The sequence below is a fragment of the Treponema sp. genome (genome assembly GCF_052169735.1).
Lineage (GTDB): Bacteria > Spirochaetota > Spirochaetia > Treponematales > Treponemataceae > Treponema.
Genome location: NZ_JBQNBW010000046.1, coordinates 1 through 21,511, shown reverse-complemented (window position 1 = coordinate 21,511; position 21,511 = coordinate 1). Strand labels below are relative to the sequence as shown.

Genomic DNA, 21,511 nt, shown 5'->3' with positions numbered 1-21,511 from the left:
TTCTTTTTGTGCTACTATCAACTTGGTTCATCTGTCCCTCCTATTATCCTTGATAGCCTAATTTCACAGTATAATGGTTTTTCGGTTCGTCGTGGAGAGCCGCTGCGACCCGCCATAAGATTTGGGGCGATGCATATAAGAATAATAGTACTAAGCGTGTTGCCTTCCGAGTACAGATGCAGCGTAAAGCCGAAAGCTTTCTTGCGGACTACACAGACACAACACCGCCGGAAGAGATACACCTTAAAAACATAGCAGCCCTAAAAACTTTGTCCAAAGAGCTGGGCAATGAGTTAACGCTCGGCAGTGTGCAAAAGCTGTTTAATCTGCTCTGCAAGTATTATTGGTGTGCGGGTTTTATACAAGAGCCGCCGCACCTGCCCGTAGACAGGATCATGCTGCAAAGCATTAAATCAAAACAGGCGTGGACAAAGTTTGACAATATGGAAGAATACAAAGAAATCATCGCTGCCTTCAGAAAAAAAATCGCGGAAGAGGGATACAAGTCCTTAGCACAATGGGAATTGACCGTCTGGAATGCAGCAGAAAAGAAAGAAGAAGACATAGAATAAAAGAGGTAGCGTGCAAAAACACCGCCGATGTTTGGAATAACTGCCATCCGTGGTAGTTCTGATATGTTGAGTCGTGGCATGGATGCCGCTGGTTTCCCGCAGCAACAGCTCCGCAGTGAACTATTTATAAAAAATTGTGAGTTTTTTAGCCAAAAGCGTATCCACAGGCTATATAGTTTGTAGGTGGCTATAAATGAACAACACACTTATTACATCCCTGCGGTTTACTGCCAGGAATGACTATGCGTTCAAAAAACTCTTTGGTACGAAGGAGAATAAGGACATTATGATTGAGTTTCTCTCCTTGGTTACTCAGTTAAGCAAAGATGATTTTGACGATGTATGCATCGAAAACAGTGAACAAATTCCACAATTTTATGATGAAAAAGCCGGACGGCTGGATATAAAAATTCGCTTAAACGATGGGCGTAAAATTGATGTTGAGCTGCAGAATACGTACTTCGATTATTATCCCAAGCGGAGTATTTTCTACTGCTCAAAATTGATCCATGAGCATTTTATGAGAGGGTTTCAGTATGAGCAGTTAAAAAAATGTATTGCCATCAATGTGCTGAATAGTCCGTTTAAGCAGAGCCGCAAGGTGCATTCGGTGTATCAGATACGGGAACGCGAAGATCAGACCCTTTTGGATGAGCTATTAGAGATTCATTTTTTAGACTTAACAAAGCTGCCGCAAGAGAATTTGACAACCTTAGAGAAATGGCTTATGTTTATCAAAACGGACAGCAAGGAGGTAAGGCAAATGTTAGCTCAAGAAAATCCGATAATGACTAAGGCAAATACCGTGATGGATATTTTTTATCTTGATGAACAGGAGCGAAAACGGTATGAAGCTGCCTGGGAGTATGAAAGTGACCGGCTTTCGATGATAAGCGAGTCTGAACGGAAAGGCCTTGAACGCGGTCTTGCGGAAGGCGAAGCCCATGGTTCCCGCCAAGCTAAACTCGAAACAGCAAAGAACCTCCTGCATATTGGGCTCTCTCGGGAAAATATCGCACAAGCAACCGGACTCTCTCAAGCAGAAATCGAAGCGTTGTAATCAACAACCCCGACGCAAGCGTCGGGGTATTAAAACCTCCGCACGAATAACAGATAAGGTGAAATGAAAAACTCGATACTGATTGGAACCACGGACATCCGTGTCCGTTCTAAAGGTACAAGACGCAAGCAAAAATTAACCGCAGGCACGGTAAAAATGTACGTCCTGTACATTTTTACCTACGTGTTTGCTGCGCAAACACGCTGCTGCGCAGAAACACCGCCATCCGTGGCAAGTTCAAAAATTGACTTCCTTGTCAATTTTTGAACGCGAGTTTTTGCTGTGCAAAAACGTCGCTATTGCGTGGAACCACGGACATCCCTGTCCGTTCTGAAATGCCTTTTGGAAATAGACGATGCAGATACAAGGAGTTAGGCAAAAAAGTACCGCAGGCGTATCTTTGATACGTTGAGGACACTTTTTTGCCGTACGACGCAGTAGATGCGTCGTATATTTGCAAAAGGACTCACTCTTTCCAGACTTGGAGAACCCCCGCCTGCCTCCCCAACTCTTCTATAAATTCATCAGAAGCCGGTACTTTCAGCTGTGCAGAACCCTTTACCTGATAGACTGTATCGTTATCGGTTATATGAATAAAAATATCGCAGTTTCCTTCTGCGCCGAACAAAAAATCTTTTAAGGGCTGCAGCTGTAAATCGGTTTCTATGAGCGGGTCAAGTTCAAGATGTACCTCTTTTATGGAGCGCTCCTTGAGCTCATCAATGCTTACCATCGATTCAACCAAAAAAGACGGGGTGTCGCGCGAGCAATCAACCTTTCCGATCAGCCCGCATACGGTTTCAGGGAGAATTTCGGTACGGTTTTCTTCCCACACCTTGGAAAAAAAGGTGAGGTCTATGGTACCGGTGCGGTCTTCAAAGGTGCCAAAGCCCATCCACTTGCCGTTTTTTGTTTGATAGGGGCGGATGCCTGTTATCATACCGACAATTGTATAAAGCTTTTCTTTTTGAGCCCGCCGGCAATTAATCAGCTCCAAGGTTGCTCCGCGGTCAATGGCTTTTTTATATTCATCCAGCGGATGCCCGGAAATATAAAATCCCATCAGTTCTTTTTCAATGCGGAGTTTCTCTTTTTGCGGCATATCAGCGACGGGACTAAAGGTAAAGTCAGAAAACTCTTTAATACCGGTGTCTTCAAAGAGACTTGCTTGTCCGACTGCGGTACCCGCTTTTTTTTGCGCACTAAATGCCATCGCAGCTTCAAGATTGTTCAAAAGCTCGGAACGATTTTGCCCCAGCTTGTCAAAGCAGCCCGTTTGGATCAGCACTTCGAGGTTCTTTTTATTGACGGTATGTAAATCTACGCGGTCAAGAAAGTCGATAAAGGATTTATATGAGCCATGGGCAGTACGCTCTGCAACAATATCCCGGGCTGCTTGCTCACCAACCCCCTTAATACCAAGCAAACCAAAGACAATAGCACCTTCGTGAACAGAAAAATATTCCTCCGAGGTATTGATGTCGGGAGCATGGAGGGCAAGCCCCATTTTATTCGCTTCGCTGATATATTCCGGCAGCTTATCTGTCGAAGTTATTTCGTTCGTAAGGTTCGCAGCCATAAATTCTGCTGGAAAGTTTGCTTTCAGATAGGCTGTTTGATAGGCAAGCACCGAATACGCAGCCGCATGGCTCTTATTGAATCCGTAACCGGCAAATGGAATCAGAATTTCAAAAATACGGTCGGCATCTTTTTCCTTAAAATTATTTTTTACCGCACCCTCTATAAACCGTGTCTTCTCCTTTTCCATTACTTCTTTTTTCTTTTTTCCCATAGCCCGTCTGAGTAAGTCCGCTTGCCCAAGGCTATAGCCGCCGATGCGCTGTGCTACCTGCATAACCTGCTCCTGGTAGACGATAACGCCGTAGGTCTCTGCCAATATATCTTCCAAACAGGGATCAGGGTATTGTATTTTTGACGGATCGAACTTCGATTCAATAAACTGATCGATATATGCCATCGGCCCGGGACGGTAGAGGGCGTTTAAAGCAATGAGGTCTTCAATCTTATCAGGCTTTGCACGTTTGAGGATATTCTGCATCCCCTGACTTTCAAATTGAAAGACTGCTGCGGATTTTCCTTCACCAAGGAGCTTAAAGGTTGCCGCATCCTGTTCATCAATCTTCTCAATGGAAAAGTCTGCATACTCACCGCCCCGTTTTTTGATCAGGTCTTCCGTATGCTTTATGAGTGTCAGCGTCTTGAGTCCGAGGAAGTCCATCTTGACCAAACCGCAATCTTCTATTAAATCCATCGTAAACTGCGAGGCGGTTTTGCCGGTTTTAGAGTCTTTATAGAGCGGTACATAGTCGGTCAGCTGTGTTTTACCAATTACAATACCGGCAGCGTGCAAACTGGTGTTCCGGTTGAGGTCTTCCAGTTTTTCCGCGATGGAAAAAAGCTCTGTGTACCGCGTGTCAGTACGCATCGCAGCAAGCTCTGGAATTTCTGCAAACGCTTTTTCAAAGGTGAGCTTAGGATCGGATGGCATCATTTTTGTGATGGCATTGACTTCTCCAAGCGGGATGTCTAAAACCCGCCCGACATCCTTGATTGCTGCCTTTGGTTTTAAAGTTCCGAATGTGATAATCTGCCCAACGCTGTCATCGCCGTATTTTCTACGAACGTAATCTATAACCTCCTGCCGCCGTTCGAAGCAAAAGTCAACGTCAAAGTCCGGCATGGAAACACGGTCTGGGTTTAGGAAGCGTTCAAATAGGAGTTTATACTTGAGCGGATCAATGTCAGTAATACGCATGGCGTAGGCAACGATGGAACCAGCCCCGGAACCGCGCCCCGGCCCTACCGGAATGCCGTGCTCTTTTGCCCAGTTGATAAAGTCCCATACAATCAAAAAATAGCCGACAAAGTCCATTTTCATAATAACACCGAGTTCATAGTCAGCCCGCTTGGTAATTTCTTCGGTAATGGTATTATAGCGTTTTTTTAAGCCTTCCTCCACGAGGTGACGGATATAGTCTTCCTTTGTATCAAATCCTTCCGGTATTTGATACACGGGAAGGAGCGGCCCCGGCTGAGGAATGACACAGTTACACTGTTCTGCAATCCGGCACGTGTTCAGCATCATTTCGGGATATTCCGGAAAGAGATTCGCCATTTCTTCTGCCGATTTAAGATAGAACTGATCGGTTTCAAACTTCATGCGCTTGGTATCGGATCGATTTTTTTTCATACCGATACAGAGAAGAATATCCTGCGCGGTAGCATCTTTCTGTTCAGCATAGTGGGCATCGTTGGTAACAACCATCGGTACACCGAGTTTACGGGCTGTTTCAATCAGAAGCGGCGCAACCCTGTCCTCATCGGCAAGACCGTGCTTTTGCACTTCGATAAAATAATTTTCCGTACCGAATATGCTGCGGTAACGCCGGACATGCGCCTCAGCCTCGGCTTGTTTCCCCTGCAACAGCAGTGTAGGCAATTCACCGGCAAGACAAGCAGAAAGGCAGATCAGATCCTCCGAATACTGTGCAAGCAGCTCTTCATCTACCCGAGGCTTGTAATACATACCTTCGGTATAGCCCTTTGAACACAGCACCATCAAATTCCGGTAGCCTGTTTCGCTTTTGGCAAGCAGGATAAGGTGGAAATACTTGCGGACACCGGTATTGGCATTATCCGGTTTGCTGAATCTGCTGCCATTTGCAACGTACACCTCACATCCGATAAGCGGCTTTATATCCTGCGCCTTGCATTCACGGAAAAAGCGTAACGCACCAAACATATTCCCATGGTCGGTAAGCGCAAGGGCTTTTTGCCCGAGGTTTTTAGCAGTTGTTACGAGTTTTTTTATAGAAGAAGCACCATCCAACAAGGAATAGTCGGAGTGCACATGTAAATGAACAAAATCTTGAGCCATAGAGGAAACTATAGCAAAAAAAATACTGCCTGATAAGGGGGATATGCGTAAGATTTTACTTAGATCGTAACGCGATTAAACATACCTGCTTACTGATAAATATATTCCCGCTCAGGCGGATCGATTTTTTTTGCGGATTCAACAATGATGAGCGGATCAAAACCGTCTTTATACGGCTTTTTTGACAGAGTACCGGTAATTTCTATCCATTCACCATCGCTTAATGATTCAGTATTTTCCCACTGTGCCAGCAGTCCAACCGGCTGAAGATCGGCAGCGCAGCACACCATCATCATACGGGCAACGGCAAATTCGTTTTGCTCAAAGAGCTTGCTGTCCTTCCAAACAGAACCGGAGATGGTTATATTTGCCCCGACGCAGGAATCAAGTTGCGTATACAGTACCGAAAGCCAGGTTGAAAAGGTATCTTCATTCATCACGATATTCCGTATAACGGTTTTTTTGGGCATATCCTGCTGGGATAAAGCCTGTGTAGCTTTGTCCTGCAGAGCAAAGCTACTGCCGGTATTGGAATCAGCCGCAGAAGAAAGAGGCGCCGTATACACAGCTCCTAACGAATCGGTGTAGGAAAACTGAGAAAGGTTTATCCCCATACTAGGAACAGCTATCATAGTAACCAGTGCTGTTGCAAAAACAGTAGTACTGAAAAAACTCTCTCGCCGGAACGTCAAAAGCTCAGCATTAGTACCGGACATCCTGTCTTGATATGAGGCTGTATGAACATGAGAAAGCAATACAGCTTGCTTCAGCTTCAAAATGCCGATCAGCAGAAAGAGAACGGCTGCTCCATACATGACCGGAACATGCCGTTCGTGCACATAACGGTATACTGCTCCGGAGAGAATAGTAGCGATAAAATAAGCGGCAAGAACAAACAGCACCGCTGCTTGCAAAAACAATTCATACAATGGAGCATATTTTAGAAAATATTTTTTCATAGAGCCAACCTTCTGACAATACACAAGGTATCCGATGCAAAAAACTCAAAGGATGCTGAATTGATGCGCCGCTAACAGCGCATACGCCGATAGGCGATGTTTGCCCCGTAGTCAAACTCATCGGTTAACGAGTCCGCCTCGGACAACGCTGTTCACAGCAGCAGCAATATTTCGGCTTTGCCAAAATTCGCTATCAAACAATGAACAAGGAAGGACATTCTTGACAAGGGGCAGTTGCACGTTTTATTTTACTGATAATAATTCAAGTTCAAAAATCAAATAGGCATCAGGAGGAATAAACCCTCCTGCACCGCGTGAGCCGTAAGCTAGCTCCGGCGGAATAACGATTGTCCGTTTTTCTCCGGCAGCCATCTGTACAGCCTGCTGATCAAAGCCGGGAATAAGTTGTCCGGCACCCGCAACAAACTTAAGCGGCTCGTGCATATCGGAGTCATCGAACACGATACCGTTCAAAAGAGATCCCTTGTATTTCATAGTGAGAGTTTTACCTGTTTGCGCTTTGGCACCGGTACCTGCTTTTGTGATGGTATAAAATATCCCGTTATCTGTTTTAACAGCATTGGGAAACTTTTGCTTTATGAGAGCTTCCTGCTTTTCCGTTTTCTGCACAGCACGCTGCTTTGCCCGTGCAGCTGTTTCTGAAAGATAGCTGTCAAAATCTTTTTGCGCAGCAGTGAACTTCTCTGCTTCTGTCCCTTTGCGGATGATAGAGATCGTATTCATCCGGTCTCCCTGTGCGATTTTGTTTACAACATCCTGTCCTTTTACAACACGTCCGAAAACCGTGTGTTTTCCATCAAGCCACGGAGTCGGTACATGGGTAATAAAGAATTGGGAGCCGTTTGTGCCCGGACCGGCATTCGCCATAGAAAGAATACCGGCGCTGCTGTGCTTGAGATGATCAACAAATTCATCGGGAAAGCGGTAGCCGGGACCTCCGGTACCCTTTCCATCAGGATCACCGCCTTGAATCATAAAGTTTGCAATAACACGGTGAAAGATTAAACCGTCGTAAAAAGGCTTTCCTTTTGCAGCATTTAAAGTTCCTTCTGCAAGACCTACAAAGTTACAGACGGTAAGCGGTGTATCTTTGTAAAAAAGCTCCAGTACAATGTCGCCCTTGTTTGTGTTGATAACGGCATAAAGACCGTCCTTTTGTAATTCTTGTGCAATCGTATTCATTTTTTTTCCTTTCTCAGAATCTCCCGTTAAAATAATTGCTGCAGCCGCTGCTGTTGCAATAACAAAAAAAGTAACCGGCAAAACCAGTACTGCAATTTTATTCAGCTTCATGTATCCCTCCACTCACATTACTGTATTGTCTAACAAACCAGCCGTACACCGCCTCGCCGCGGGTCTTAAACGAGTTTTGAACCCGCTTCCGTAAGATTGAAGGAGCCGTAAACTGAGCCCGTGTCAGTGCATGGATAAGCATATAATCTCCAAGATCGGTTACTGCAACTGATGTCTGAAGCTCTTCAGGTTCTATCGCTTTAAATACTGAATATTTTAGGGTATTGATATTTGTCGATATAAATCCTGCAGAATCCGCATCGGTACAAAAACGGTAGCGGTATATATTTTTACCAAATGTTAAATCTTTTTGGAGCACATAGACAGAAAAATCAGCTGCCGGATTATCAAGAGGATCCGGCAGTGGTTTTTCATTATTAGGATCCACAATAATATGCGAAACCTCATACAGCGTGCGCATCTTTTTTCTGCTGCTTGAATAATATTGCAGTCCTTCCAGCTTTGAAACAGACCGCAGCACCTGAGATATTCCTTCTACGTCCTTTTCACTACCGGAATCTTTCTTGCGCAGATAGAGAGCTTCTATCAGAAAGAGCGGGTTGCCTTTATCCCAACTCTCCCCAAATGTCTGCGGTACTGCAAAAGGCGGAGTAAACCGAGGCACTGCATCTTTTTGATCATACAAGGAGCGGATCAACTGTCCTTTTTGAACAAGCTCAATCCGCTGCTCTTGAGAAAGAAATGAGTCCAATATGAGATACAATTTATCTTCGGTTGTTTGTGTAAATAAAGCAACTGCCGTATAAAGCAAAAGGAACAGCAAAACCAGACTGCGCTTCATGCCTTACAGCCCTTTGTACAGTACGCGGACTTGCTTATACAAGCCCTCACCTTCACTTTTGGTATCAACATCGTGAATATCTGCCAAAGTACTGTGAATCAGACGGCGTTCATACGGATTCATCGGTTCAAGTAACACAGAGGTCTTCTTTGTAACCACTTGATCAGCAGTTGTATAGGCAAGCCGTACCAAGTTTTCTTCTCGGCGTATCCGGTAATTTTCACAGTCAAGCATAATCCGTTCATTGATACCAAGTTTTCCGGCATACACATTTGTGATGAGCTGAAGAGCATCGAGATTTTTACCTTTTTTCCCGATTAAAATAGCAGAATCATCGGATGAAAGTTTGATCAGCAGCTTTCTCTCTTCGCGGGCAACAATTTCCGATTTTGCCGTATATCCCATTGTGTTGATAAGTTCTGCAATAAAATTCAGCAAATTCTGCTCTTTTTCCTTATCCTCTGCTGAAGTTTGTGCAGATTCACGCGGTGTTGCAGCCGCCTGCGGCACTGGAGCATCCTCCCGGTCAATATGTACGCGTATTTTAGCGTATCCTTTTTTGAACAAAGAGTTTTTTTGAATCTCAATAATTTCTACATCAAATTGATCCGACTCTAAGCCAAGCTCAGCAACTGCTTTATCTATTGCATCACGTTCGGTTTTTCCTTCAAATTCATAGATCATTTCCGAACCTCCTTTTTATTCATCATACCTTTGATAATGAGCTGCTGCACAAGCATGAGGAAGTTTGTGCATGTCCAGTAGATAAGTAAACCCGCCGGCGCATTATAGAACATAAAGAAAAAGAAAACCGGCATACCATACATCATCATTTTCATGCTGCTGTTTTGCTGCTGATCGCTTGCAGGGGGCTGTGTTATTTTGCTAAAGACAATCTGCGAAACAACATACACAATGGGTAAAATACGCAAATCCGTCCATCCGAGGAAGGGAATAGGATTGGTAAACTGTAAAATACTGTCGCCGAGCGATAGATCAGGTATCCAGTTGGGAATAAACATAGCGCCGCGGAATTCAAAGTAGTTATTAAAGAGCCGATACATTGCAAACAGGATAGGCAGCTGAATCAGCAGCGGTAAGCATCCTGACAGCGGGTTATATCCGTATTTTTGATAGATTTTTGCCGTCTCTTCCTGCAATTTTTGCGGGTTCTTCTTATATTTTTCCTGAATTGCTTTCAGCTCCGGCTGATGCTCCTGCATTTTCTGTGTCGCTTCCGTGCTTTTTTTGGTAAGAGGAAAGAAAATGAGCTTGATAAAAATAGTTACCAAGATGATTGAAACGCCCCAGTTAGGAATAAGCTTATAGAAAAATTGCAAAAGCCACTTAAGTACTATTTCCAGTGGGCGCCATATTCCGCTTGAAGCTGCTACAGTATCAATTCTGATATTCTCATACTGATAGTTATTCTTTGAGGGAACATTATACGTACTCAAAATATTTTCCGAACAGGGTCCAAGGTAGATACGGTATACATCAGTCACCTTATTTCCGCTGATGATGGGACGGGAAAAGAACAATTGACCGTTCTGCACAGTATCTGCATTTGTTTGGGCAGATGAGTACAATATCTGCTGCGCAGGAACTGAAGGAATAACGATAAGACTGAAGTATTTTCCTGAAATACCGGCCCACGGAACGGCATCTGTAACCGTCTTTGTTTGATTTGCTTTGAGAGCCGTATCTTTTTTCTTACCATTTATGTAAGAAAAGAAATTTCGATATTCGTAGCGGTCTATTTTTGCATTCCAATCAGGACCGAGCTGAGGCATTGTTCTGATGGTGTAGCCGGCATTATCAAAATTAAGTCCTTTCATATCAGCATCACCGCTTACATCTACCATCAATTCAAACATGTAATCATCCGGTAAGAAAGTATACCGCTTGGCGAGTGTAAAAGAAGAAACGCTGCCGTCTTGATTTCTAATCGAGATCGTCCTAAAAAAACCGACAATTTGTTTTCCATTGATAGTTTCTTGCTTTACTTTAAAAAACTGATTGAGTGCCGGAGCTTGTGCCCCGCCAAGCGCAATTGAGAAAGCTCTATTCGTACCGGTTATGTTTTTTGCCAGCTCAACATAGGAATCACCTTTTGAATCAGTATGTTCAAGCAACTTATATGAAAGAATATCACCGCCCTGATTCGTCAGGGTTATCTCTGCAATATTAGTTTTAACGGTAATAAGTTGTTCACTCAGCATGGTATCGTCCGGAGCTGCGAGAATACTGTCATCAGCAGGAACCGCCTCTACGGTAAAGGTATTTTGAGGAACTGCTGCAGGCTGTTCCGATACTGCTTCCGCGACAGGCTGCTCCGTAATAGGCGCTGGAGGAAAAAACTTGTATTGGACAAACATTGAAGCAGCAATGACAATGCCGGACAGCACCATTGCAATCAGGGTATTTTTATTCATAAACAAATCTCCTAGGGAACGGGATCATAGCCTCCCTCATGGAAAGGATGGCATCGGAATATTCGCTTCACCGCTAAATAACTTCCCTTAAAAGGACCATATTTTCTCAAACTTTCGAGAGCATAATGAGAACAGGTAGGATAATATCTGCAGCACGGCGGAAATAAAGGTGAAACACATGTTTGGTATATCTTCACCCCTGCGCACAATGAAAGTGTTAATCCATGTTCAATTTTTTTCAGATATTTGCGTTTCATAGTATTGAGATCGAATAGAAAACATATCTGCTTTTTTAAACAGAGTTCCGAGCTGTTGTGTACGCAAAAAGAAAGAATCATTATCGGGAAATAAGAGCAGCAATATATCATATCCGGATTTAAGCTGAAACTTTAGCCGGCGGTATACTTCTTTGGACAATCGCCGCGCTCTATTCCTTTGTACAGCACAACCGTAATGCCGTTTAAAAGTGCAAATAAATCGATTATATGGTAATTTATTCGGTAAAACGAACAGCTTTGCGCCGTCGCAGCTGTAACGGACACCGGTTTTAAAGAGTATCCGTATACGCTGGGCACCGCAAAGACGCTCTTCTTTAGGCAAACAAGAGCGTTCCATCTGTTAAAACTCTTAGTAACTCTTTTTCTCGTCGGATACGGAAAGCTTATAGCGTCCCTTTGCACGGCGACTCTTTAATACAGCGCGTCCGCCGCGTGTTGCCATACGCGCACGAAACCCATGACGGCGCAAACGTTTTGTTCTGCTTGGTTGAAATGTCCGTTTCATAAAACTAGACTCCTTCTATTGTTTTGTAAGGCATATCAACGCCTAAAAGATCACAGTTAGTGAAGGCAATATATTCCTTCAGTAGAGTAGACAGGTGACTATACTATACCGGCGGAAAAAAGTCAATCATTACACTTCCTCTTGCAATTTATACTCTTGCCAGTGTATACCCTTGCAAAATAATCAGCCTTCCGACGCGGCTTGTGAGTATTGCTCAACGTTTCGCAGTGTACGTGCGATCCGGCACGGAATACCATCACAGCTCTCCGCAGCGGTAGTAAAAGAAATCTATAACACATAACCGCTAGAAATCTTTGCCCCTGCAGAGACATACAAAATCCGATCAAGAACGGTATCATCCTATTCTACAAGTCCAACAGCTTTTATATTCACCGAGTTTAAAAGCTAGAGAATTATCAGGCAGCCGTTGAAAATCCTTCCAGCACAGTTATTTTCTTCTACTCGCAGAGGAAACAGGCTACTTGGTGCCCGTTTCCTTTCTCTTTGAGCTGCGGTATCGCATTTTTACAGTGCTCTTTTCGCTTAGGGCAGCGGTCATAGAAGTAGCAGCCGGTGCGTTGTTCCGCAGGTGACGGTACATCTCCTGAAAGGATGATCCGCTTACGCTTGCGTTCAATAACCGGGTCTGGAATGGGTGCCGCAGACAGCAGTGCTTCCGTGTAGGGGTGCAGCGGTTTTGAGTACAGCTCTTCAGCATCGGCAATTTCTACGATAACACCGAGGTACATAACTGCAACCCGTGTGGAAATATATTGAATAACCGCCAGATCGTGCGCAATAAACACGTACGTCAGTCCAAACTCTTCCTGCAAATCCTTAAAAAGGTTGAGTATCTGCGCCTGGATGGACACATCGAGAGCGCTCACCGGTTCGTCTGCTAAAATCAGCTCCGGCTGGAGGGCAAGCGCACGGGCAATACCGATACGCTGCCGCTGCCCTCCTGAAAACTCATGCGGATATCGGTTGCGGAAAAAACGGGAAAGCCCAACCTTTTCCATCAAAACCTCTACGCGGCTATCGATTTCTTCTTTTGTGTATGAAAGAATGCCGCGCTGTGTCAAAATCCGCATCGGCTCTGCGATAATATTGCCAGCCGTCATACGCGGGTTCAGTGAGGCATAGGGGTCTTGAAACACCATCTGCATATCTTTGCGCGCCTTCATCAGTGTATGATGAGAGCAGCCTGCAAGCTCAACCCCTTTAAACTGTACGGAGCCGGATGTCGGCGTATAGAGCTGCGCAATAGCGCGCGCTGCGGTAGACTTTCCGCACCCGGACTCTCCAACTAAACCGAGGGTTTCACCCTTTTTAACTGAAAAACTAATGCCGTCAACCGCACGGATAGCGCCTTTTTTACGTGAAAAAAGACCGCCCTCCACAAACGGAAAGTGCATTTTTAAGTCTTTAACAGTGAGCAATGCTTCCGATTCATTGTATTTTTCTTCCATAATGAGCACCTCCTATTCGTTATTTCCTGCGGTATTTCCGGCAGCGGTTTGTGATGATTCATTTGATACGGCTGCATCCGATGCTGCTGTATAGGAACCCTGCTCCATTGCCGTGTGCTGGCTCTGTGCTGTTGAACTTGAAGCGGGTGATCCAGCCGTTGAAGCCGCAGCTGGTCTTGCGTCCCCTTCACCGCCCCCTTGCTGATAGAGCCAGCAGCTTGCACGGTGCGTCGGTGAAAACTGATGCACAGCCGGGTACTCACGCTTGCACTGCGGCATCGCTTCCGTACACCGCGGATAGAACGGGCAGCAGGCTGGAAGGTCGATAACGTTTGGCGGCTGTCCGCTGATAGAAAAGAGCCTACCCGTATTCTTTTTATCCATGCGCGGCACTGATTTAATGAGTCCGCGGGTATACGGGTGCGCAGGATTTGCAAACAGCTCATCTACACTGCCCTGCTCTACCACACGCCCTGCATACATAACACAGACATTATCACACATACCGGCAACCAACCCCAGAGAGTGGGTAATCATAATAACCGCAGTACCAAGCCGTGCGCTTAAATCCCCAATCAAATCCAAAATCTGCGCTTGAATGGTAACATCGAGGGCGCTTGTCGGCTCATCGGCAATCAGTACCTCCGGGTCGCAGCTCAAGCCCATTGCAATCATAACACGCTGACGCATACCGCCGGAGAACTGGTGAGGATAGCAGTCAACCCGCTTCTCCGCCGCAGGTATACCAACCAGCTTGAGCATCTCGATAGCCCGGTCGCGTGCATCTTTTTTGGACAAGCCCTGATGCAGCCGGATCGTTTCTATCATCTGCGTAGAGATTTTGAGGAATGGATTAAGGCTCGTCATCGGATCCTGAAAGATCATCGAAATTTTATTCCCCCGGAGTTGACGGATTTCTTTTTTATCCATTTTAAGTACATCTTTTCCGCCGAACCATACCTCGCCGCCGACAATTTTTCCCGGAGGATTAGGGATTAAGTTCATGATAGCTAAGTTCGTTACACTCTTTCCAGAACCGGATTCGCCGACGATGGCGAGCATTTCTTGTTTATGAAGGTCGAAAGAGACCCCGTCCACAGCCTTGACGATACCGGCATCAGTCCAGAACCATGTTTGTAAATTCTTAACCTGTAAGATTTTCTCGTCTGATTTTTGATTATTCATCGTTACACCCTGTTTTTACTCTGAGGATCGAAGGCATCACGGAGACCGTCTCCTAAGAAGTTCATTGCAAATAAGAAAACCGTCATTGCGATTGCCGGAACCAATAGCTGCCATGGATAGAGCGTCATAACATTCACCCCGTCGGACACCAGCGACCCCCATGAGGCACGGGGGGCCGAAACACCCAGCCCCAAAAACGAAAGGAAGCTTTCATTCATAATAAAGCTGGGAATTGAGAGCGTTGAGTAAATAATGATAATGCCGAGCGTATTCGGCAATATATGCCGGAAAATGATACGCGGCGTAGATGCCCCCATAGAACGGGCTGCTTCCACAAATTCAGCATTCTTGAGGCTGATAACTTGACCGCGCACAACACGGGCAATAGTCAGCCATGAAACAAGGGCAATCGCAACAAACAGAATCACAATGCTTTGTCCTAAGATTGCCATCATAATGATAACAACGAGCATATACGGCAGCCCATACATAATATCAACAAAGCGCATGAGCACGTTATCAATCCAGCCGCCGAAATAACCGCTTACAGAACCAATAAGTACACCGATAAACAGCGACGTAATGGTACCGATTAAGCCAATCATAATAGAAATGCGCCCCCCGTACACAACGCGGGCAAACATATCCCTCCCAAGCGCATCGGTACCCAAAAGATAACGCCGGTTATGCACAGGATTATTTTTTACATCATTCTGTAAAGCCAAAAGCTCGTCTTTTTGCTTTTGAGAAAGTTCAGTTCTTCCTTCTTTTTTTGCCATCCGCATCATATCCGCACGCTGCAGCTTGAGCATTAAATTACCTGCTTGACGCAATGAAGGCGGCAGATTCTGATGGATAATTGTCTGCTCGGAATAAGAATAAATCGGTAAAAGCGGCGCTAACAGTGAAAGCATTGCGTAAAAGCCTACAACAAACAGCCCCATAAGCGCCATTTTATTTTTCTTAAGCCGCCGCCATGCATCATCCCACAAAGATATCGGCTTCATTGATTGGTTAAATTCATTTACTTGCCCCTTATCTTCAGTGCGGTTTTCAGTATTCATTTGCTTAGTATCCATGTTCAGCCTCACTTGTATGAAATACGCGGGTCGATAACCGCATAGAGAACATCAACAATAAAGTTCATCATAATCAAAATGATAGAATACATGATGACAGTTCCCATAATAAGGGTGTAGTCTCTGTTGAGGGCAGACTGCACAAAAAAGGTACCCAGCCCGGGAACTAAGAAGATTTTTTCTATAACAACGGAGCCGGTAATAATACCGGCAAAAGCTGGACCGAGGTAGCTGATAACCGGCAGCATAGCTCCTTTCAAGGCGTGCTTAAATAGAACAACCGGATAAGACAACCCCTTTGCGTAGGCAGTACGAATATAATCCGAACGCAATACATCCAAGATGCTCGCACGGGAAAGGCGGGCAATGTAGGCAAAGTACGGCAGTGAGAGGGCAAGTGCCGGCATAACCAAGGTTTTGAGTCCCTGCCGCCCCGTAATCCATCCGGAAGTAGGCAGCCATTTCAGCTTTACCGCAAACAAGAGCATTAACAGCGGTCCCACAACAAACAGCGGTACTGAAATACCGATAACCGCTATCGACATTGCTGCATAGTCAGCAATAGAGTTCCGCTTGACGGCAGAAATAATGCCTACCAGCAAACCAAATACGAGAGCGCCGCACAGGGCTGTCATCCCAAGAATAAGTGAATTCGGCATAGTGTTACCGATTAAATCATTGACGGTGTAATCCTTATATCTGAAAGACGGACCGAGGTCACCGCGCAGCATATTCCCTAAATACCGCACATACTGCTTTGGCAGCGGTTCATCTAAATGATAGACCTTATTGATATTTGCGAGTACCTCAGGCGGCGGATTCCGTTCTGCGGAAAAAGGCCCGCCGGGCGCTACTTTCATAATGAAAAAGCTGAATGTAACTATTAAAAAAAGCGTCGGCACTAAACTGATTAACCGGCGTATAATAAATCGAAGCATACTCCTCCCCTTAAAGATACATGCACAAGCAGCAATCGGTAGGCATCTCTAAAAACACCCCAGTTCGGAAACTTCCGTTTCAGAACTGGGTACCTTGAAATGCGATGTTCTAAATCGCACTATTTGTGCAATTTAGAACTCGTCGACCTGTTCGAAAACACAGTTATCGAACAGGTCTATTTTAAGTCTCTTATTATTTTACTTTCTTAAGACCGATATAGGGATTAATATTCTGCGGATTAGTATACCAGCCTGCCCACTTTATAGTATCAATGAGGTTTTGGCTCACATACGAATATATCGGCAATATTCCCTGATCTTCCGTTAAAAATACCGTTTCTGCGTCATGCAATACCTGAAAGCGTTCCGCTCCGCCTTTCATAGTAGCCGCTTTACGGATCAATTCATCAAACTTAGGATTGCTGTATTCACCGTCATTATTACCGCCGCCTGTTATAAACAACTCCAAGAAGGTATTAGGATCCTGATAGTCGCCAACCCAGCCTGCACGGGAAATATCAAACTCATGCTGATTACGCATATCAAGAAAGGTTTTCCATTCATAATTCTGAATCTTTATATCGACCCCAAGGTTCCGCTTCCATGATTCCTGCACATATTCAGCAATGAGCTTATGCCCTTCCAACGTGTTATAGATAACCGTCAATACCGGGAATCCTTTCCCATCAGGATAACCTGCTTCTGCAAGCAGCTTCTTTGCCTGTTCGGGATCATAGCCAGCCCCTTCGCCGGGCGTATAACCTGCCATCGGAGGAACGATAGACCGAGTAGGAAGCTGACCTGCTTTTGTTACCTTGTCTACCAACTCCTGCCGATCTAACGCCATTGTTAGTGCTTTACGCACACGGACATCCTGCAGCGGACCGCGTTTTACGTTAAAGATATAGTAATAAGTAGACAGCTGCGGGGCTACTTGATAATCGGGCATCAGTTTTACCTCATCAATGCGAGGAACAGGAATACCGGTACTCCAATCTATTTCTCCCGCCTTGTATTTTTCAAAGGCTGTATTGCTTTCTTCAATCGGCAAGAAAGTTATACGCGAAAGATGGACATTCTCCTTATTCCAGTACTTTACATTCGGAACAACCGTAACTTTTTCCTGCGGCACCCATGATTCAAGCACGAAAGGTCCATTTCCTACAAAATTACTGGGTTTAATCCAATCCGCACCGTATTTTTCAATTGTATGGAGCGGCACCGCATTAAAGGCATAGTGTGCAATAACATCAGTTGCATAGGGAGCCGGTCCGGTGAGCTGTACTTCAAAAGTCTTATCATCCACAGCCTTAATTGCAACAGCAGAAGCATCAGCCTTACCGGTATTGTAATCTTCAGCGCCTTTAATAACCATATTGATCATAAAGGCATATTGAGAACCTGTTTCGGGAGCCAAGGTACGTAGCCATGAATCCACAAAGGTTTTTGCGGTAATCGGAGTTCCATCACTCCATTCCGCATCCCGCAGGTGGAAGGTATAGGTCATACCGTCTTCACTTATATCCCAAGACTTTGCTACCCCCGGAACTGCGTTCCCTGTTTTGGGATCATAGGTTACCAATCCTTCAAACAGTGCCATATTGATCCGGTGCTCAGGCACACCCTGAATTTTTGCAGGATCCAAGCTCTGCGGTTCTGCACCGTTACCGATGATAAACTCCGCATCAGCCGAGGCGTTTGCGGTTGAGGTTTTTGCTTCGGTTTTTCCTCCGCAAGCGGCTAAAATAAGCGCGGCACTCACCAAAGCAGTTAATAAGCATACTATTTTGTGCTTCATACTCTACTTCTCCTTTTACTTGTAGGAATGCAAAACGCTGACCTGTGCCTCTGCACCTATCAGCGTCTTTTGACTTTTCATTATACATAATCTCCCTATTAGATCAAGTATATTTATGCAAAAAAATGTATAAAAACCGTATATTTTTACATTTTAAGAAAAAAAAGACCGAATAGAAATGCTCATATCCACCATTCTTTTACACACCTAATAACCGCTACGCCTCTGTAATGTATAAAAATCAACCGTAAGAAAGCCGACGTTAAGAAGACAGTCTGCCAAGCTATTGCGAACCTCTAAAAACTTCAGTTTTTAGAGGTTTTCCTTAAGCTTTTTTGCGATGTTTTTTGATAAGTCATAAAAATGTAAAGACTTATCAAAAATACTCGTTATCAGCTTTGCTGATGTGGTATCTCTAAAAATCTAACCGAGTTTTTAGAGATGCCATATTGCATAAGCAAGACCTGAACCGTACAATACGGATATGAAGATCGGATATTTTGCAGAACGGTCAAAGCAATTACAGCTCGCAGCGCTTACCCTTGCGCAGGGGATGCAGGCAGGGAGCTTCCGCAGTCATTTCCGCGGAAGAGGTATCGAATTTGATGCGCTGCGTGAATATGAAGCCGGAGATGATATCCGCAGCATTGATTGGAATTTGATGGCACGGAGCGGCAAGACATTTGTAAAACTCTACCGTGAAGAACGTGATCTCAGGCTTTTTTTAATTGTCGATATTTCCGCCTCAATGGATAATGGAGGAACAGCTGATATACCGCAGCAAAAGGCACTGGAAGCCGCAGCCCTGATCACCTTTGCAGCAGAACATTTGAATAGCTGCATGGGTTTATTGGTATTTGACGGAAAAATTGCACGGGTGCTGCAACTACAGCGGGGAAAAAATACTGGTGTATACCTATTAAATGCACTGGAGAAGGCAGCGGTTTCAGCTGAAACTGTACGCGGCACGGCACTCTCCCCTGCCCTCGAAGCTGCGGCAAAGCTCCTCAGGCAACGTGCATTGGTGGTCATTCTTTCTGACTTTAAAGTAGAAAATTTTGAAAAAGAACTCGGTGTACTGGCACGGCGGCATGATGCAGCAGCAATCCGGATCACCGCTCCCTATGACGAAAGCCTTCCCGCTGCGGGAGTTCTGCGTTTTACCGATCCTGAAACACAGGTTGAGCGGCTTTTGCCAACCGGTTGGCAGGATTTTCAGCAAGAACGAATGCGCCGTGCCGCTGAAAGCATACAGCAATGGCAAAAAACGTGTATCCGCTGCGGTGCCTACCCGCTCGTCTTACCGCATAACGGCAATACCGTTAAAATACTCAACCAATTCTTTTTAACCGGCAGATACGGTGTCCCAGCCTTATACCGCTATCCGCAAACGGACAGCATACCATGAAAAGCATTCTGATACCTCAAAACATCTTTGTCGGAGATACTGCCCAGTTCTTTGTGCCTTTGCCGGAACAAACACTCACCGAATATGCCCGGCGGGGACTCCAGCCGGATATTCCCATCCCGCTGCATACGATTACACAAAATGAGCAGATGAGCATACAAGATGTGCGAATCATTAAACAAGAGACGGCATCCTATCTCAGAATAACCTTTATACCATGGGAAACAGGCGAAATTACATTCCCAGCGCTTCCGGCTGTATCATCCCTTGTGACTGTACCATCAGTACATATTTCATCGCTGATTGCAAATACGGCATCTATGACACTTCAGCCGCCGAAGCCTCCCCTGCTCCTGCCGGGAACCGACTATCTGCTCTATGGAGCAGCTGTTACCGGTATTGGTTCACTCTTATTAGCAGGCACAGTCATCTGGGCATTGCTGCGCCGGTTTGGGAAACGTCCGCGGCGTACAGCCCGAAAGCGGCTGAGTATATTGAAGAAACAGCTCAAACAGCTCCATAAAGCAGCGCGGCATATTCAAAAAGAGATACGGAAGCAAAACAGCACGGAGACTGCCGCACCCTATCCGGCACAGGTTACCGAAACCGTACTACCGGAAACGAACAATACTGCGGAACGCGCTGCTGCTGCAACCAATACGGAAACAGCACTGCTGCAAACACAGGCTGATGCGGTATGGAACTGGTACGCAGCAGTAGACCGAACGCTCCGGGAGTATCTCCAATCACTGATGCAAGAAGATGGACAAAAAAGCGGACGGTATACGGATTCGTATTTTACCAGCGCCACCTATACGGAATTAACAGCAGCTCTTACCGAATTATTTAGCCCGCAGCAGAATATACCCGATCTTTTTGCGATGCATTACACGATGCTGGAGCAGCAACGGTTTGCAAGCAGTGCGGCACAGGCAGTACGGGATTATGCGGCAGCCGGACAAGATATGCTGAAAAAAATACCCTATATTGCAGAAAAAACAGAGACTGCCTATACCGCACTGAAAGAAAGCCGGGAAGCAGCGACAGAATCGGCAACAGCCGCAAGCACTGTCTAGGCGTTGATACATTCCGCTATCAAACATTTGGACATCCCTAAAAACTCGGTTAGATTTTCAGACAGGGATTCCGCATTATAAAAAGCTAGAAACTTTTTATTACAATATACCCCGCCGCGGTATATGAGCAGTAACCCACCGCACGAATCTCTAATTCAGTGTTTCTACTTCCTGCACGGTCAAGCCGGTTACCTGCACGATCTTCTGAACAGAATCACCGAATTGTTTTAATATTCGCGCTGTTTCAAGAGCTTTTTGCCGTGAGCCTTCAGCGAGACCGAGAGATTTACCTCTTGCTTCGCCTTCAGCAAGACCAAGCGATTTACCTTCAGCAAGACCGAGCGATTTACCTTCAGCAAGACCAAGCGATTTACCTCGCTCAACCCCCGCACTGAATTGTGTCTCTGAGATGGTCGTTATATCGCTTTTCAGCTTCATTCTTGACTCATACAGTTTCCGTTCTGTCGGCGATAAAGTTAATACGTCTATTTTTTCATTCAGCATTTGTAATACCGGTGACTTCGTTGCTATCATCGCTCTCTCCTTCTTATTGGTTGCTCCTATAAATCGCAGCCAGTTAATAAGCTGACTGCGTTTACCAACCGCTTTCCCTTCTTCTTTCGCCTTTTTTGCTGCTTGCAAGTCCAAGAAATGTACCTCAAGCACATCCGTTAGTGTGGTATGCGCTGTCTTTTCTTGTAGCAGGTACTCTGAATGAATAGCGTCATTGAGCCT

20 protein-coding genes are annotated in these 21,511 nt (G+C 45.2%); 5 read left to right on the top strand and 15 right to left on the bottom strand.

Annotated features, from left to right (window positions below):
- The first annotated feature begins 176 nt into the window (after positions 1-176).
- From ACTTJ8_RS08390 to ACTTJ8_RS08380, 3 genes are all read left to right on the top strand, one after another.
- Complete coding sequence (locus ACTTJ8_RS08390) at positions 177-572, top strand: hypothetical protein (protein ID WP_442720897.1); 396 nt, start codon at positions 177-179, stop codon at positions 570-572.
- A 193-nt stretch (positions 573-765) separates the two neighbouring features.
- Complete coding sequence (locus ACTTJ8_RS08385; RefSeq protein WP_442720896.1) at positions 766-1,632, top strand: Rpn family recombination-promoting nuclease/putative transposase; 867 nt, start codon at positions 766-768, stop codon at positions 1,630-1,632.
- Positions 1,633-1,695: 63 nt separating this feature from the next.
- Complete coding sequence (locus ACTTJ8_RS08380) at positions 1,696-1,899, top strand: hypothetical protein (protein ID WP_442720895.1); 204 nt, start codon at positions 1,696-1,698, stop codon at positions 1,897-1,899.
- 199 nt (positions 1,900-2,098) lie between these two features.
- Here ACTTJ8_RS08380 and dnaE read toward each other — a convergent pair whose 3' ends face one another.
- From dnaE to ACTTJ8_RS08310, 14 genes are all read right to left on the bottom strand, one after another.
- Positions 2,099-5,530 (bottom strand): DNA polymerase III subunit alpha, encoded by a 3,432-nt coding sequence (dnaE, locus tag ACTTJ8_RS08375; RefSeq protein WP_442720894.1) that lies wholly within the window; start codon positions 5,528-5,530, stop codon positions 2,099-2,101.
- A gap of 89 nt (positions 5,531-5,619) precedes the next feature.
- On the bottom strand, positions 5,620-6,489 hold the full coding sequence (locus tag ACTTJ8_RS08370) for a TIGR03943 family putative permease subunit (protein WP_442720893.1): 870 nt from the start codon (positions 6,487-6,489) through the stop codon (positions 5,620-5,622).
- Positions 6,490-6,732: 243 nt separating this feature from the next.
- Positions 6,733-7,803: a peptidylprolyl isomerase gene (locus ACTTJ8_RS08365; protein ID WP_442720892.1), complete on the bottom strand. Its 1,071-nt coding sequence runs from the start codon at positions 7,801-7,803 to the stop codon at positions 6,733-6,735.
- Positions 7,790-8,605, bottom strand: coding sequence for a DUF6675 family protein (locus tag ACTTJ8_RS08360; protein WP_442720891.1), 816 nt, complete (start codon positions 8,603-8,605; stop codon positions 7,790-7,792). The genes ACTTJ8_RS08365 and ACTTJ8_RS08360 overlap by 14 nt, the downstream gene beginning before the upstream one ends.
- A 3-nt stretch (positions 8,606-8,608) precedes the next feature.
- Entirely contained in the window at positions 8,609-9,289 is a 681-nt protein-coding gene (jag, locus tag ACTTJ8_RS08355; RefSeq protein WP_442719119.1) for an RNA-binding cell elongation regulator Jag/EloR, read from the bottom strand.
- Positions 9,286-11,040 (bottom strand): membrane protein insertase YidC, encoded by a 1,755-nt coding sequence (gene yidC, locus ACTTJ8_RS08350; protein WP_442719118.1) that lies wholly within the window; start codon positions 11,038-11,040, stop codon positions 9,286-9,288. The genes jag and yidC overlap by 4 nt, the downstream gene beginning before the upstream one ends.
- Before the next feature lie 11 nt (positions 11,041-11,051).
- On the bottom strand, positions 11,052-11,297 hold the full coding sequence (gene yidD / locus ACTTJ8_RS08345) for a membrane protein insertion efficiency factor YidD (RefSeq protein ID WP_442720890.1): 246 nt from the start codon (positions 11,295-11,297) through the stop codon (positions 11,052-11,054).
- Positions 11,269-11,655, bottom strand: coding sequence for a ribonuclease P protein component (locus ACTTJ8_RS08340; RefSeq protein ID WP_442720889.1), 387 nt, complete (start codon positions 11,653-11,655; stop codon positions 11,269-11,271). The genes yidD and ACTTJ8_RS08340 overlap by 29 nt, the downstream gene beginning before the upstream one ends.
- A gap of 12 nt (positions 11,656-11,667) precedes the next feature.
- Complete coding sequence (rpmH, locus tag ACTTJ8_RS08335; protein WP_006188846.1) at positions 11,668-11,823, bottom strand: 50S ribosomal protein L34; 156 nt, start codon at positions 11,821-11,823, stop codon at positions 11,668-11,670.
- Positions 11,824-12,281: 458 nt separating this feature from the next.
- Positions 12,282-13,292 (bottom strand): ABC transporter ATP-binding protein, encoded by a 1,011-nt coding sequence (locus tag ACTTJ8_RS08330; protein ID WP_442720888.1) that lies wholly within the window; start codon positions 13,290-13,292, stop codon positions 12,282-12,284.
- A gap of 12 nt (positions 13,293-13,304) precedes the next feature.
- Positions 13,305-14,477, bottom strand: coding sequence for an ABC transporter ATP-binding protein (locus ACTTJ8_RS08325; RefSeq protein ID WP_442720887.1), 1,173 nt, complete (start codon positions 14,475-14,477; stop codon positions 13,305-13,307).
- A 2-nt stretch (positions 14,478-14,479) separates the two neighbouring features.
- Positions 14,480-15,556, bottom strand: coding sequence for an ABC transporter permease (locus tag ACTTJ8_RS08320; protein WP_442720886.1), 1,077 nt, complete (start codon positions 15,554-15,556; stop codon positions 14,480-14,482).
- 8 nt (positions 15,557-15,564) lie between these two features.
- Positions 15,565-16,494 carry an oligopeptide ABC transporter permease OppB gene (gene oppB / locus ACTTJ8_RS08315; protein WP_442719112.1) on the bottom strand — a complete coding sequence of 310 codons (930 nt, stop codon included), beginning with the start codon at positions 16,492-16,494 and terminating at the stop codon, positions 15,565-15,567.
- A 193-nt stretch (positions 16,495-16,687) separates the two neighbouring features.
- Complete coding sequence (locus ACTTJ8_RS08310) at positions 16,688-18,292, bottom strand: peptide ABC transporter substrate-binding protein (protein WP_442720885.1); 1,605 nt, start codon at positions 18,290-18,292, stop codon at positions 16,688-16,690.
- 484 nt (positions 18,293-18,776) lie between these two features.
- Here ACTTJ8_RS08310 and ACTTJ8_RS08305 point away from each other — a divergent pair, with 484 nt between their 5' ends.
- Both ACTTJ8_RS08305 and ACTTJ8_RS08300 read left to right on the top strand, forming a co-directional pair.
- Positions 18,777-19,700 carry a DUF58 domain-containing protein gene (locus ACTTJ8_RS08305; RefSeq protein WP_442720884.1) on the top strand — a complete coding sequence of 308 codons (924 nt, stop codon included), beginning with the start codon at positions 18,777-18,779 and terminating at the stop codon, positions 19,698-19,700.
- Entirely contained in the window at positions 19,697-20,776 is a 1,080-nt protein-coding gene (locus ACTTJ8_RS08300) for a hypothetical protein (RefSeq protein WP_442720883.1), read from the top strand. The genes ACTTJ8_RS08305 and ACTTJ8_RS08300 overlap by 4 nt, the downstream gene beginning before the upstream one ends.
- 150 nt (positions 20,777-20,926) lie before the next feature.
- Here ACTTJ8_RS08300 and ACTTJ8_RS08295 read toward each other — a convergent pair.
- A partial coding sequence (locus tag ACTTJ8_RS08295) for a PD-(D/E)XK nuclease family transposase (protein ID WP_442720882.1) occupies positions 20,927-21,511 on the bottom strand: 585 nt, incomplete at its 5' end.

Coding starts and splice junctions, on each gene's coding strand:
- ACTTJ8_RS08390 (WP_442720897.1), top strand. CDS start 177: ATGCAGCGTAAAGCCGAAAGCTTTCTTGCGGACTACACAGACACAACA.
- ACTTJ8_RS08385 (WP_442720896.1), top strand. CDS start 766: ATGAACAACACACTTATTACATCCCTGCGGTTTACTGCCAGGAATGAC.
- ACTTJ8_RS08380 (WP_442720895.1), top strand. CDS start 1,696: ATGAAAAACTCGATACTGATTGGAACCACGGACATCCGTGTCCGTTCT.
- dnaE (WP_442720894.1), bottom strand. CDS start 5,530: ATGGCTCAAGATTTTGTTCATTTACATGTGCACTCCGACTATTCCTTG.
- ACTTJ8_RS08370 (WP_442720893.1), bottom strand. CDS start 6,489: ATGAAAAAATATTTTCTAAAATATGCTCCATTGTATGAATTGTTTTTG.
- ACTTJ8_RS08365 (WP_442720892.1), bottom strand. CDS start 7,803: ATGAAGCTGAATAAAATTGCAGTACTGGTTTTGCCGGTTACTTTTTTT.
- ACTTJ8_RS08360 (WP_442720891.1), bottom strand. CDS start 8,605: ATGAAGCGCAGTCTGGTTTTGCTGTTCCTTTTGCTTTATACGGCAGTT.
- jag (WP_442719119.1), bottom strand. CDS start 9,289: ATGATCTATGAATTTGAAGGAAAAACCGAACGTGATGCAATAGATAAA.
- yidC (WP_442719118.1), bottom strand. CDS start 11,040: ATGAATAAAAATACCCTGATTGCAATGGTGCTGTCCGGCATTGTCATT.
- yidD (WP_442720890.1), bottom strand. CDS start 11,297: ATGAAACGCAAATATCTGAAAAAAATTGAACATGGATTAACACTTTCA.
- ACTTJ8_RS08340 (WP_442720889.1), bottom strand. CDS start 11,655: ATGGAACGCTCTTGTTTGCCTAAAGAAGAGCGTCTTTGCGGTGCCCAG.
- rpmH (WP_006188846.1), bottom strand. CDS start 11,823: ATGAAACGGACATTTCAACCAAGCAGAACAAAACGTTTGCGCCGTCAT.
- ACTTJ8_RS08330 (WP_442720888.1), bottom strand. CDS start 13,292: ATGGAAGAAAAATACAATGAATCGGAAGCATTGCTCACTGTTAAAGAC.
- ACTTJ8_RS08325 (WP_442720887.1), bottom strand. CDS start 14,477: ATGAATAATCAAAAATCAGACGAGAAAATCTTACAGGTTAAGAATTTA.
- ACTTJ8_RS08320 (WP_442720886.1), bottom strand. CDS start 15,556: ATGGATACTAAGCAAATGAATACTGAAAACCGCACTGAAGATAAGGGG.
- oppB (WP_442719112.1), bottom strand. CDS start 16,494: ATGCTTCGATTTATTATACGCCGGTTAATCAGTTTAGTGCCGACGCTT.
- ACTTJ8_RS08310 (WP_442720885.1), bottom strand. CDS start 18,292: ATGAAGCACAAAATAGTATGCTTATTAACTGCTTTGGTGAGTGCCGCG.
- ACTTJ8_RS08305 (WP_442720884.1), top strand. CDS start 18,777: ATGAAGATCGGATATTTTGCAGAACGGTCAAAGCAATTACAGCTCGCA.
- ACTTJ8_RS08300 (WP_442720883.1), top strand. CDS start 19,697: ATGAAAAGCATTCTGATACCTCAAAACATCTTTGTCGGAGATACTGCC.